Below are 13,033 nucleotides of genomic sequence, written 5' to 3'. Positions count from 1 at the left end.
ATGGCGGCTTGCGTAGAACCGAACCCATGCGAGCAACCATCGAGGTCGCCGGGCTGCGTAAGCGGTTCGGCCAGACCATGGCGTTGGACGGGATGTCCTTCACCGTGGAGCCGGGGCAGGTCACGGGCTTCGTCGGCCCCAACGGAGCGGGTAAGTCCACCACGATGCGGGTGATCCTCGGCCTGGACGCGGCCGACGAGGGCACCGCGCTGGTGGGCGGGCGGCCGTACACGGGCTTGCGCGACCCGCTGCGTCACGTCGGGGCACTGCTGGACGCCGCCGCGTTGCAGCCCAGCCGCACCGGCCGCAACCACCTGCTGTGGCTGGCCCACTCCCAGGGGTTGGGCGCCCGGCGGGTCGATGAGGTGATCGAGCGGGTGGGGCTCGGGTCGGCGGCCGGGCGCCGGGCGGGCGGTTTCTCCCTGGGCATGCGCCAGCGGCTCGGCATCGCCGCCGCGCTGCTCGGCGACCCGCCCGTGCTCATGCTCGACGAGCCGTCCAACGGCCTCGACCCCGAGGGCATCGTGTGGATGCGCGGCTTCCTGCGGGCGCTGGCCGCCCAGGGCCGGGCCGTGCTCGTCTCCAGCCATCTGATGAGCGAGCTCGAGGACACCGCCGACCATCTCGTGGTGGTGGGCCGCGGCCGGGTCGTCGCCGACACCAGCGTGGCCGGCCTGATCGCCGCCGCCTCCACCGGCCGGATCGCGCTGCGCACCACCGCGCCGTCGGAGGCGATGGCGGCGCTGGCACACGCCGGCGCCGCCGTGGCCGCCACCGGCCGCGACACCCTCACGGTGACCGGGCTGGCGGGCGAGCACGTCGTGGCGGTACTCAACCGGTCCGCGGTGCCGTTCTCGGAGGTGTCGGCGCATCGCGCGACGCTGGAGGAGGCGTACATGGAGCTGACCCGCGACGCCGTCGAGTTCCGCGCCGCGGGGCAGGAGGCGGCACGATGAGCGCCACCGCCGCCCACCGCTCCGGCTTCGCGCGGCTGCTGCGCGCCGAATGGACCAAGTTCCGGACGGTCCGTGGCTGGGTGCTCGCCATGGCGGGCGCGGCGCTGGTCACCGTGCTCCTGGGGCTGCTGTCCGCCTCGGGCAGCCACACCTCGTGCGGCGGCGCCTGTCCCGCCGTACCGGTGGGTCCGGGCGGCGAGGCGGTGGAGGACAAGTTCTACTTCGTCCACCGGACGCTGGACGGAGACGGCAGCATCACCGCCCGCGTGACCTCGATGACGGGCCAGAAGCGCCTGCCCGACCTCACCCCCACGCCGGGGACCCGGCGCGTCGTCTCCGGTCTCGTGCCCTGGGCGAAGGCCGGAGTCATGATCAAGGAGAGCATGAAGCAGGGCTCCGCCTACGCGGCGGTGATGGTCACCGGCGCGCACGGGGTGCGGATGCAGCACGACTTCACCCAGGACGTGGCCGGCCGGCCCGGCGGCGTCTCCCAGCGGTCCCCGCGCTGGCTGCGGCTGACCCGCTCCGGTGAGGACCTCACCGGCTACGAGTCCACCGACGGCAGGCAGTGGACTCGCGTCGGCACCGCGCGCCTGGCCGGGTTGCCGGCCACGGTGCAGATCGGGCTCTTCGCCGCCTCCCCAGGCGACCTGACGGTGACGCCGGGCGACTTCGGCGGGTCCAGCGCGGCCTCCCGCTTCGCCGAGGCCACGGCCGCGTTCGACCAGGTCAGTCTCCAAGGCTCGGCCGCCGGTGGCGCGTGGCGCCCAGACGACGTGGGCGTCACCCTGAACCCCGACGGGTCGGCCCACCATCCGGGCGGCTTCAAGGAGTCCGGCGACACGTACACGGTGACCGGCGTCGGCGACATCGCGCCGCTCTCGGACGGCCAGCAGATCGAGAACACCCTCACCGGCGTGCTGACCGGGCTCATCGTGGTGATCGTGGTGGCGGTCATGTTCATCACCACCGAATACCGGCGCGGCCTGATCCGCACCACCCTGCTCGCCGGCCCGCGGCGCGGCCGGACGCTCGTGGCCAAGGCCCTGGCCATCGGCGCGGTCACCTTCGTCGCCGGACTGGCCGCGGCCACGGCGGCGGTCACCCTCGGCAAGGGGATCCTGGTCGCCAACGGCAACTACGTCCTGCCGGTGGCGCCGTTCACCGAACTGCGCGTCATCGTCGGCACGGCGGTGCTGCTCGCCGCCGCCGCGATCCTCGCCCTGGCCGTGGGCACGTTGTTCCGGCGCAGCGTCGCGGCGGTCATCACCGCCATCGTGCTGATCGTCGTCCCGTACATCCTCGCGACCGCCTCGGTCCTGCCAGCGGGGGCGGCGCAGTGGCTGATGCGGCTCACCCCGGCCGCCGGCTTCGCGATCCAGCAGAGCATTCCGGCGTACGCGCACGTGCTCGGCAACTACACCCCATCGGGCGGCTACTACCCGCTGGCACCCTGGGCCGGGCTCGCCGTGCTCTGCGGATACGCCGTGCTCGCGCTCGGCCTGGCCGTCTTCCAGCTACGTCGGAGGGACGCATGAGACGACACCTGCAGGCGGAGTGGACGAAACTCCGCACCGTGGCCGGCACCGGCTGGCTGCTGTTGGGGCTCGTCGCGCTGACCGTCGCCGTGAGCGTCGTGGCGGCCGCCGCCGTGTCCTGCACGTCGGCGGGCTGCGCCTACGACCCGGCCAAGATCAGCCTGTTCGGGGTCCAGGTGGGCCAGGCGATGGTCGCCATCCTGGCCGTGCTGGCGATCAGCGGCGAGTACAGCACCGGCATGATCCGCACCACCCTGGCGGCGATGCCGCGCCGGGCCACCGTGCTGGCCGCCAAGGCGGCCGTCGTCACCGGGCTGACGCTGGCCGCGGGGACCGTCGCGGTGCTCGCGTCCCTGCTGTTCGGGCGGCGCGTCCTGCTCGAGAACGGCTTCACCCGCGGTCCGGGCACCCCGATGCTGTCCCTGTTGGAGGGGCCGATGCTGCGCGCGGCGTTCGGCTCGGTCCTGTACCTCGCGCTGATCGCGCTGCTCAGCCTCGGCATCGCCGCCGCCGTACGGGACTCGGCCACGGCCATCGGGGTCGTGCTCGGCCTGCTCTACGTCCTCTCGATCCTGCCCTTCATGATCGCCGACCCGGACTGGCAGAAACTCCTCTGGCAGCTGTCCCCGATGAACGCCGGGCTCGCCATCCAGGCGACCACCCATCTGTCCACCCTGCCCCTCAGCCCATGGGCGGGACTCGGCGTCCTGGCCCTCTGGGCCGCCGCGGCGCTCCTGGGCGGCGGGCTGTCACTACGGCTGCGCGACGCCTGAACGACGCCTGAGCGACACCCGCCCGCACGACTCGGGCCCTCGCCGTACGCCCAGCCCGCACACCGCGTGGAACGTGGTGGAACGCCCCAAAGAGCACAGAGATGTGCCGCAAGGAAGCGGCACGTTCAGGACGGGGCGAAGGAAAAAACCCATGGAGAATCTCTTTCGATTGATGCTCACACGGCCGGCCGTGGCGCAGGATCCGGATAATCCCAGCATCCCGCTGAGCCAGGACACGCCGTTTCAGCAGTCACTGCGGGAGGCCGTCGAGGCCCCCCAGCGGCGTACTGCCATAGAGGAGGCCGCCACGGCGTTCGTGGCGGGCCCGGAGTTCATCGGCGACCCGGCGGACACCCCGCTGGGCGCCGAGCTCGACGAGCTGGCCGCGCGGCTGGACGAGATGGAGACCGTCGACGGGAGCACCTCACCGGAAATGGTGCGCGAGGCCATCATCGACGTGTTCGGGATGGACCCGGACGACGTGACCGAGCTGGCGGACTTCAAGAACGCGGTCAGGAGGCTGCGGGACAGCCTGATGGCGATCAAGGTGCTCCAGGAGGAGCACTCACGGCCCATCGAGCAGCTCACCCGGCAGTTGCGTACCGCCGAGGTGATCATCCGCCACGTGGCCGACGACAAGTTCCCCAAGGACCTGGACGAGCTGCGGCGCTGGCTGCGGCGTTCGCTCCGCCTGCCCTTCGACCTCGGCCTGACCTCCAGGCTGTCGACCCGCGAGGCGGAGCAGGCGCGGCAAGAGCAGCACGCGGCGGCGGTGGCCGCGCGCCAGGAGGAGATCGACGGACTGCTGACCCAGCACGCGAGCCTGCGGACCGGACTGGAGGAGCTGGGCCGGCTGAACTCCGAGCACTTCCACGTGACGTCCCAGACGGGCAGCGGGTCGGTGCAACCGCCGGAGCAGCTGCGGCTGACGAACGTGGCCACCGCCCTGAGCGCCTTCCACGGCAACCTGCGCGAGCGGGTCGCCCCGACCTCGGTCATCCCCATCGCAGGCGCGGAGGAGGCCGATACGGCCGCCGAGACCACCGAGGAGATCAACGCGCCGGTGGCCCAGGCGCTGCTGCAGACGGCCGCCCCGGTGCTGCGCGGCCGTACGGACTTCCAGCCGACGCCGCTGACCGAGGTCGGCTTCGTCCTGCTGCCGACGGCCAACGAGCAGCTGTCCGCGGCCACCCGCACGCTGCTCACCGACCGCGGCCTCGACCTGACCGCGGTGCCGCTCGACCGGCTCACCCACCGGCTGGAGGCCGATCTGGCGGCGACGGCGGCCCGGCTGGAGGCGGTGGCGGGACATCCGGTGCGCCAGTCGCTCCTGCGGGTCGGCGACGCCCTCGTGACGGTGCGGACGCCCGTGACGACCGGCTGGGGAACGCTCGGCACGGGTGGCTCCGTACCCCTGCCGACGCTCCCGCTGGACGGGCGCGTCCCGCACACCAAGGGCGAGGTGGCCCCGGCCGGCATCGCCGACCTGCTGGTGGTCAAGCAGCAGCTGACCGGATACGAGTCGGCCGACGTCGCGCACATCGAGAGCGTGCTGCGCGGCGAGCGCAAGTTACGCGACCACAGCCGCCGCGACACCACCGAGCTGATCACGATCAACGAGCAGGAGACCAACACCAGCGAGGACCGCGACCTGCAGACCACCGACCGGTTCGAGATGACCCGGGAGACCGAGCAGACGGTCAAGGAGGACGTCGCGCTGAAGGCCGGGCTGAACATCTCGGGCAGGTACGGCCCGGTCGTGGAGTTCGCCGCCAGCGCCGAGGGCTCCATCGCGCGCAGCAAGCAGGAGGCCACCAAGTCGGCCGCCAGGTTCTCGCAGGACGTCACCGAGCGGACCTCCCGCAAGATCGCCGAACGGGTGCTGACCCGCACCCAGCTGACGACCACGACCGAGACGATCGAGAAGAACACCCACGAGCTCGACAACACCCACGGCAACGAGAACATCTCGGGCGTCTACCAGTGGGTCAACAAGGTCTACCAGGCCCAGTTGTTCAACTACGGGCTGCGGGCGATGTTCGACTTCATGGTGCCCGAGCCGGCGGCCTTCCTCATCGCTTCCATGCAGCAGACCAACACCGCCGCCCGCAACCTGATCAAGCCCCCGGACTTTCCCCTCAACCCGGACCAGATCAACGAGATGAATTTCGCGTACTGGGTCAAGCAGACCGGCGCGACCGACGTGCAGCCGCCGCCCGAGCTGTTCAAGACGAAGTCCCTGGACTTCAAGGCCGGTGGCGGCGACAGCGACACCAACTACAACCACTCGGCCCAGATCGCCATCGACGAGGGCTATCGGGCCGTCTATGCCTCGGTGGGCGTGGTGCGCAACATCTGGGAGAGCGACAACACGGTAGAGGTGGTGGTCGGGCGGCGTACGCAGCGGATGCCCGGTGGTGACCGGCTGTGGACCACGACGCTGGACGACGAGCGCGACACGGTGGCCGTGGCCATCGACACCTTCCACGTCGCGCAGGTCGCGGTGGCCGTGGAGGTCAAGTGTCAGCGTACGGACCGGGCGATGGACAAGTGGCGGCTGGAGACGCACGCCAAGCTGGAGACGGCGCACAAGGCGGCCGTGGCCGACTACGAGGAGAAGCTGGCGGCGCTGCAGTTACGGGCCGGGGTGGACATCCAGGGCCGCAACCCGGCCGCCAACCTCGCCCTCATGCAGGCGGAGCTGAAGAAGAACTGCGTCAGCATCCTGACCGACCAGCACTACGACCTGTTCGACTCCATCGAGACCTCCCCGGCCAACGGGCTGCCGGAGATCAACGTGTTCGAGGCCGCCGGTGAGGGCCCGTACGTGCGCTTCTTCGAGCAGGCATTCGAGTGGGAGCACGTGACGTTCGTGACGTACCCCTACTTCTGGGGGCGCAAGAACCAGTGGGAGGAGCGGCTCGGCTTCGACGACCCGGACCCGGCGTTCGCCGACTTCCTCCGGGCCGGGTTCTGCCGGGTCTCGGTGCCCGCCCGGCCGGGCTTCGAGGGCGCGATCGACCACTTCCTCACCTTCGGCGAGATCTGGAACGGCGGCCCGCTGCCGACCATCTCCAACCCCCTGTACCTGCCCATCGCCGACGAGATCGCCGAGCGGCTGGACCGGCCCGGCACGGAGGTGCCGCAGGGGGACCCGTGGATCGTGCGCGTGCCCACGTCGCTGGTGAAGCTGCGTGACGACGACCGGCTGCCCCGCTGGGAGCAGGACGCCGACGGCGAGTGGGTGGAGGTCTAGCGACCCCTCATGGACCGGCGGCGGCCTGTCGCCGCCGGTCCTCGGCCTGATCGTCCGCGGACATGAATGGAGGATTGCGGACATGGCAGATCCAGTCGTGCCGGCCATCGCGACCGGCCCGCTGCTGACCGGGTACGTCGAGCCGGGGGTGGGGCGGGGTGTGCTGACCTTCTTCGCCGACATCGCCGACCCGGTCTTCGGGGCCACCATGGAGATCACGCTCACGGCGCCTCCCTGGAACACCACCGGCCACCAGCCCTTCACCTGGAGGTACCTGCCGCCCACGGCGGAACGGGCCTTCCCCAAGATCTGGCTCGCGGTCGGCCGGCAGGTCACGGTGACCACCCGGCGCACGGGCAAGAGGAGCGCGGCCGATCTCCTGGCGCTCGGCCCGCGCAACCCCTTGATCGAAATCGTCCGTCCGCAGGACGACGACCTGATCCCGCAGCCTGACGCGTCGGTCATCGAGATGTGGCGGTTGCTGCCCCAGCCCTTCACGGTCGGGCCCTTCACCGACGACGAGCGCGGGCGGCGGGACGATTTCCTCTCCCAGGCCGCCACGGTCAACGTCACGACGAAGCCGCTCGGCGTGGTCATCCGGAACGTGCTCAACGGCTATGTGGTCACCATCGACATCGACAACAGGAAGGACGGGAAACCGGCGGCCTTCGTCTACGACATCGTCGTCGATTCGCGCGAGGACGACGACAACATCTTCGGAGACCATGTCACGGTACGCGTCGTGCACACGCACAACGTGACCGTGCACGCCACGGCGTCGCAGGACATGGCCGGATTCATCAGTGTGCAGACCCTGCGACTGGATGACTCGTTCATACCGTCGTTCCCGCCGCAGGGGACCGTGCTCGACAACACGACCTTCCAGCCGCAGGAGGTCGAGGTTCACTTCGCCCCCGAGCATCCCACCCTGATCTTCCTGTTCGAGCTGGCGATCCAGTTCGTACCGTACGTCAACGTTCTCTACGACCTCTCGCAGCTGACCTTCGAACTGGCCACGGGACGCGACTTCTGGGGCAACGAGGTGAGCGGGGGGCAGATCCTGGCCTACGGGATCACGTCGGTGCTGCCGTTCGCCAAGGCGCTGCCGCGCTCGGTCCTGCGGTCCGTACGGACCGAGCTGAAGGCGACCAAGCTGGCGCGAGTCCTCGAAGAGGACGTGATCAGCGAGGTGGGCCGCGTCGCGGAGCGGGAGTTCCTCGAGGCCGTGGGCAGCATGGACGTCAAGGGCGCGACCGACCTGGCCCGGATGCTGACCCGCTTCGCCACGGGCAAGCTGTCGATGGACCAGGTGCTCAAGCGCTTCCACGACCTCGTGGGCAACGCCTATCTGCGGGAGCTGGACCGGCGCGTCGTGGAACGGCTCCTGACGGCCAACTTCAAGACCTTCCGCAACCCCCGCCTGGCGGCCGGGTTCAACGCCTTCTCCGCCAAGAAGCTGAGCCGGGGCATCGTGCGCTCACTCGACCCGATCTCGTGGGCGCTGAGCCAGCGCGGCAAGTCCCGCTTCATCCAGGAACTGGAGAGCGAGCTGGGCAAGAACTGGGCCGAGGTGCTCAAGCACGCCAAGCGGACCGACAGCCGCCTCAGGCAGCTCAGCAGCGCCGACATCGCGCACTACGACCAGCTCGCCGGACGAGTGGAGGACTTCCGCTCGCTGTCCAAGCTCAACCGCGGGCGCGGCGATCTGTACGAGGTCGACCACATTCTCGAGCAGCGTTTCTGGCGCAACGATCCGCGGGTGAGCACGGCGTTCGACGAGAAGGGCGAGGGCATGGCCATGGTGATTCCCAAGAACCCGGCGGTGGCGGCGAAGATGCCGGGAAAGACCATCGCCTATGTGCACACCCTCAAGACCCGCCTGCTCACCGAGCTGATACCGAACGGGCGGGAGGCGGAGTTCACCGTTCAGCAGATCTTCGACGCCCACATGTGGGTGCTGGAGTCGTTGCGGGTCGACCGCTCGGTGACGTTGGGGGATCGCCTCCTGGGCGATTTCCGGCTGCTGGCCAGGGCGCGCCGCGAGCGGCTCGAACTGCGCATGCCGTCCGCCGCCACCTTCACACCGCGGGGCGGCTGGCCGGTGCTCGTGGGAGTCCAGTGAGATCAGCCGCAGGACGGGTGGTCGGTGCTCGTGGAGGGGTAGTGAGGTCAGCCGCTCTAAGGCGCCTGCTTGCTCGCTCGCCACTCCGGCGCGAGCACCGACCAGACCTCCATGTCGAGTCGCTTGCCTCGATACGGGTAGCTCTCGCGTAGCACGCCGTCTTTCGTCATCCCGAGGCGCCGGGCCACCGCGATGCTGGCCGCGTTCTCCGCCGAGACGACCCACTCCACGCGATGGATGCCCCGCTCCTCGACGGCCCAATCGATGATCACGCGCGCGGCCCTGGTCACCAGGCCCTTGCCCGCCGCGGCCGGCTCCAGCCAGCAGCCCACCTCGGCGTTGCCATGCTCGACGTCCATCGTCCGGAAGAGCACCCCGCCGACCAGCTCGCCGTCCGTCCAGATGCCGTAGATCCGGCCCACGTCGGCCGCGGCCTTCTCGGCGTACGCCCGCAGGTACGAGCGGCTCGACTCCAGGTCCGTGACGGCGTCCGGCAGCGCGATGTGCTGCCCGATGAACTCCCGCCCCCGGTCCATGTGGGCAAGGAACTCCGCCGCCCGCCACGGCTCCAGCGGCCGCAGCTCCGCGCCGTCGTCGCCCAGGGATATCGCGTACATAATTCACCTCAACGGTCGAAACAGCCCAAACGGTGAACGGATCCTCTCACGGGCGGCGCGACGTCATCTCCCGGCACCGCCAGGCGACGTCATGTCCCGGCATCGTCAGGCGATGTCATGTCCCGGCACCGTCAGGCGACGTCGCGGTCGCGACAGCGTGGGCCGCGCCGCGTCCGCGGGCTCGGGCGATGATCTCGCCCGCCTGAACGCGTACCGCGGCCTCGGTGGCGTCGCCGATGTCCGGGAGGCCGACGGCCGAGGCGAGGGTGGCGTGGTCGTCGAGGACGAGGCGGAGGCCCGGCCGGGCCTCCGGCCCGAACACCCGCCGCAGGCACCCGGTGAGGTCGCCGACCCTGAGCCGGACGAGGCGTCCGATCTCGGCGGGGTCGTCCGTCACCACCGCCACGGTGATCTGGTCGCCCGGCCGGGCGGCGCGGACGGCTTCCTCCGCCGCCTCCAACCGGCCGGCCCCGAGGACCACGAGCACACCGTCGGCGCCGAACCCGGCCCGGCGGCCGGTGATCTGATCCGGCAACTCGGCGGGCGGCTCCCAGCGCTCCTGGACAGACCGGGCGGGGGCGACGAAGGGCAGGTGCGGCGGGTTCCACGTGTCGGCGAGGTCGAGGCCGGCCAGGTGCTCGCAGGCCCGCGCCACGTCGAAGGGGTCGGCGAATCCGGGCGCTGTATCGGCCAGGTGACCCGCCCCGTTCAGCAGTGTGAGGACCAGTTCGGCCAGCCGTACGCATCGCGTGTGGTGCGGCGGGCGTGACTCCAGCGCGAGAGCGAGCAGCAGCGCCTCCAGCCGGGTGACCTGCGCCAGCGCGGTGCGGCCCGGCTCGTCGTCGAAGACCCCGGCCAGCGAGCGCAGCCGCAGGCTCCCGTCGGCGGGCGTGTCGCCGGCCAGCGGCAGGCGTTCGAGCCAGCCGCGGGCGAACGCGCCCATCGCCTCGGCCAGACCGGGTGGCGACGGCGCCTCAGGGGCGTCCGCGTGCGCGATCGAGTCGTCGGGGGCGTCCGAGTGCTCGATCGAGCCGACCAGGACCGCCAGGTAGAGCGCGCGCTTGCTCGGGAAGTTCGAGTAGACCGCGCCACGGGTCAGCTCCGCCCGCTCCGCGATCCGGTCGACCTTGGCGTCGGCGTATCCACGCTCGCCGAACTCTGCCCGCGCGGCGGCCAGGACGGCCGCCCTGGTGCGTTCCTGCTGCTGCGCCCGGGTCAGCCTGACCATCGCGACCTCTTCGTACCCGCCATGATCACAGGATACTAAGGGCATTCGGATGCATACATCATCTGAGCTTGAGGTGGATGAGTTACTCGGTTGTGCCCGTCGAGTTGCTCCACTTCCTGGAACGCGCGACGCCGCCCCGGCGACAGCCACCACTGGCACGTCCACCCCGCCGTCCATCTGCCGCGCGACCGGAGGAGCTATCCATACCGGTCGAGCGACCTCTGCAGAACAGCCAACATCTTGACCCTGTCACGTCCAGCGGAGTGCTCGCTGACCGGTAGGCCTCAGTGCTTCCCGGGAGGTGGACGAAGGCCTCCATCGTCATGGAAACCACCAGAACTCGGCTTGACGTCCCCCGGCGTAGCGTCGGTGTCATAAGAGGGATGGCGGCCCTGGTGGAGTCCTGAACGAAGGGCGTAGATGTACATCACCGCACGAAAGGAAAGGGAGCCAGGCCATGGCCGATCCACTGGCAGATCGAATCAGCGTCAACGTCACGCTGATCTTCTCCCTGTCCCGTTACGAAGCGGTGATGAACGCTTTCCTCGACGGGATGGAACGCGCCCTGCGGGCCGGACGGGATTTGTCAGCGCTCGCCTCGCCACGCTGGACGGCGTTGGAGGCTGCGGGCGCGCGCCCGCAGCGTCCGGCACTACCAGCACGCCCAGCAGATACTCGAGCGGCTGCGACGGCTGGGCATCGACTACGACGACGTCGTGCAAAGGCTCGAAGACGAGGGAGTGGCCGCGTTCGAGGCGAGCTGGGACCGGCTGCGCGAGCATCTGGCCACCACCCCACGAGCAACCGACAGAGGTGCTGGACATGGCCGTTGACATGACCTACCTGATCGCCGGAGCCGGTCTGGCGGGGGCCAAGGCCGCCCAGACCCTGCGGGAGGAGGGCTTCCAGGGGCGGATCGTGCTGGTCGGTGAGGAGAGCGAACGCCCCTACGAGCGGCCGCCGCTGTCGAAGGGCTACCTGCTGGGCAGAACCGAGCGGGAGGAGATCTACGTCCACCCGCAGCCGTGGTACGGCGAGCACGACGTCGATCTGCTCCTCGATACGGCGGTCACCGGCATCGACCCCGCCGAGCACGAGGTGAGGCTGTCCGACGGCAGCCGGATCGGCTACACCAAGCTGCTGCTGGCCACCGGCTCCTCCCCGCGGCAGCTACCGATTTCGGGCGCCGACCTGGATGGTGTGCTCTACTTGCGCAGGGTCGAAGACAGCGACCGGCTCAAGGCGGTCTTCCCAACCGCGTCCCGGGTCGCGATCATCGGCGGTGGCTGGATCGGGCTGGAGACCGCGGCCGCCGCCCGCGCCGCCGGAGCCGAGGTGACCGTCCTGGAGAGCGCGGAGTTGCCGCTGCTGCGGGTGCTCGGCCGCGAGGTTGCCGAGGTCTTCGCCGGGCTGCACCGCGAGCACGGTGTCGACCTGCGCTGCGGCGTGCGGGTCGCCGAGATCGTCGGCCGTGGCGGCCAGGCCGTGGGCGTCCGGCTGGCCGACGGCAGCCAGGTCGACGCCGACGCGATCATCGTCGGAATCGGCATCATCCCTAACAGCGGGCTCGCGCTCTCCGCGGGGCTAAGGGTGGACAACGGCGTCCAGGTCACCGCGCGACTACGCACCTCCGACCTGGACATCTACGCCGCCGGCGACGTGGCCAACGCCTTCCACCGTCTGCTGGGCAAGCACATCCGCGTCGAGCACTGGGCCAACGCGCTGCACCAACCGCAGGTCGCGGCCAAGGCCATGCTCGGCCAGGACGTCCGCTACGACCGGCTGCCGTACTTCTTTACCGATCAGTACGACCTCGGAATGGAGTATTCCGGTTACGTCGAACCTGACGAATATGACGAGGTGACCTTCCGCGGTGACGTACAGACGCGTCACTTCGTCGCGTTCTGGCTGCGCGGCGGGCGGGTGCTGGCCGGTATGAACGTCAACATCTGGGACGTCAACGACGCCATCCAAGATCTCGTACGTTCGGGCGAACGAGTGGACACCAGCGCGCTGGGCGATCCCAGGACACCCCTGGGCTCGCTGGTCGGCGCTTCGCCCTAAGCAGGAGACGGATGAAGGCGCCCGCCATACAGGGACGCGCACGACCGTGAGGAGGCAACCATGGCAGGCAAGGGCAAGGTTCAGGTGCGCCGGGTCTATGAGGAGCCGGCGGGAGACGACGGCACCAGGGTGCTGGTGGACCGGATCTGGCCGCGAGGGCTGACCAAAATCAAGGCCGGCCTCGACGAATGGTGCAAACAGGTCGCTCCGTCGACAGAGCTGCGTACCTGGTATCACCACGATCCCGAGCTCTTCGCGGAGTTCGGCCGCCGCTACCGCAGCGAACTGGCAGATCCCGAACGGGCAGCCGCGGTGACGCACCTGCGCGAGCTCGCGAACAGCGGAGTGCTGACCCTGCTCACCGCGACCAAACAGCCGGAGATCAGCGAGGCCGCCGTGCTCGCCGAACTGCTCCAGCAGTGACCACGGCCGCCGGCAGGACGGCCGTGCTCGTAGGGCCGATACGCACAGGCATCAGC

The 13,033-nt window shown here is 70.2% G+C and carries 10 protein-coding genes; 8 read left to right on the top strand and 2 right to left on the bottom strand.

Going from position 1 to position 13,033, the window contains the following annotated elements; translation table 11 throughout:
* The first annotated feature begins 26 nt into the window (after positions 1 to 26).
* From AB0C30_RS52835 to AB0C30_RS52815, 5 genes are all read left to right on the top strand, one after another.
* A complete protein-coding gene (locus tag AB0C30_RS52835) occupies positions 27 to 956 on the top strand; it encodes an ATP-binding cassette domain-containing protein (protein WP_357958908.1) in 930 nt (309 codons plus the stop codon).
* Positions 953 to 2,494, top strand: coding sequence for an ABC transporter permease subunit (locus AB0C30_RS52830; RefSeq protein ID WP_357958905.1), 1,542 nt, complete (start codon positions 953 to 955; stop codon positions 2,492 to 2,494). The genes AB0C30_RS52835 and AB0C30_RS52830 overlap by 4 nt, the downstream gene beginning before the upstream one ends.
* Positions 2,491 to 3,267, top strand: coding sequence for an ABC transporter permease (locus AB0C30_RS52825; protein WP_357958902.1), 777 nt, complete (start codon positions 2,491 to 2,493; stop codon positions 3,265 to 3,267). Before AB0C30_RS52830 ends, AB0C30_RS52825 begins: the two co-directional genes overlap by 4 nt.
* A gap of 172 nt (positions 3,268 to 3,439) precedes the next feature.
* A complete protein-coding gene (locus AB0C30_RS52820) occupies positions 3,440 to 6,523 on the top strand; it encodes a hypothetical protein (protein ID WP_357958900.1) in 3,084 nt (1,027 codons plus the stop codon).
* 82 nt (positions 6,524 to 6,605) lie between these two features.
* Positions 6,606 to 8,645, top strand: coding sequence for a hypothetical protein (locus AB0C30_RS52815; protein ID WP_357958897.1), 2,040 nt, complete (start codon positions 6,606 to 6,608; stop codon positions 8,643 to 8,645).
* 56 nt (positions 8,646 to 8,701) lie between these two features.
* Here AB0C30_RS52815 and AB0C30_RS52810 read toward each other — a convergent pair whose 3' ends face one another.
* Both AB0C30_RS52810 and AB0C30_RS52805 read right to left on the bottom strand, forming a co-directional pair.
* Complete coding sequence (locus AB0C30_RS52810; protein ID WP_357958895.1) at positions 8,702 to 9,262, bottom strand: GNAT family protein; 561 nt, start codon at positions 9,260 to 9,262, stop codon at positions 8,702 to 8,704.
* A 115-nt stretch (positions 9,263 to 9,377) separates the two neighbouring features.
* Positions 9,378 to 10,490 carry a helix-turn-helix domain-containing protein gene (locus AB0C30_RS52805; protein WP_357958893.1) on the bottom strand — a complete coding sequence of 371 codons (1,113 nt, stop codon included), beginning with the start codon at positions 10,488 to 10,490 and terminating at the stop codon, positions 9,378 to 9,380.
* A gap of 581 nt (positions 10,491 to 11,071) precedes the next feature.
* On the opposite strand from AB0C30_RS52805, the gene AB0C30_RS52800 reads away from it, so the two are divergent.
* Genes AB0C30_RS52800 through AB0C30_RS52790 form a run of 3 tightly spaced genes read left to right on the top strand, consistent with a single transcriptional unit; the run spans position 11,072 to position 12,977 of the window.
* Positions 11,072 to 11,323, top strand: coding sequence for a transaldolase family protein (locus AB0C30_RS52800; protein WP_357958950.1), 252 nt, complete (start codon positions 11,072 to 11,074; stop codon positions 11,321 to 11,323).
* A complete protein-coding gene (locus AB0C30_RS52795) occupies positions 11,313 to 12,554 on the top strand; it encodes an FAD-dependent oxidoreductase (protein WP_357958891.1) in 1,242 nt (413 codons plus the stop codon). The genes AB0C30_RS52800 and AB0C30_RS52795 overlap by 11 nt, the downstream gene beginning before the upstream one ends.
* A gap of 60 nt (positions 12,555 to 12,614) precedes the next feature.
* Entirely contained in the window at positions 12,615 to 12,977 is a 363-nt protein-coding gene (locus AB0C30_RS52790) for a DUF488 family protein (protein WP_357958888.1), read from the top strand.
* Positions 12,978 to 13,033 lie beyond the last annotated feature (56 nt).

It is taken from the genome of Nonomuraea sp. NPDC048901 (assembly GCF_040649695.1).
In the GTDB taxonomy this organism is placed as follows: Bacteria; Actinomycetota; Actinomycetes; order Streptosporangiales; family Streptosporangiaceae; genus Nonomuraea.
The sequence above is the reverse complement of the archived record's forward strand: the minus strand, read 5'-3'. Positions and strand labels throughout refer to the sequence as shown.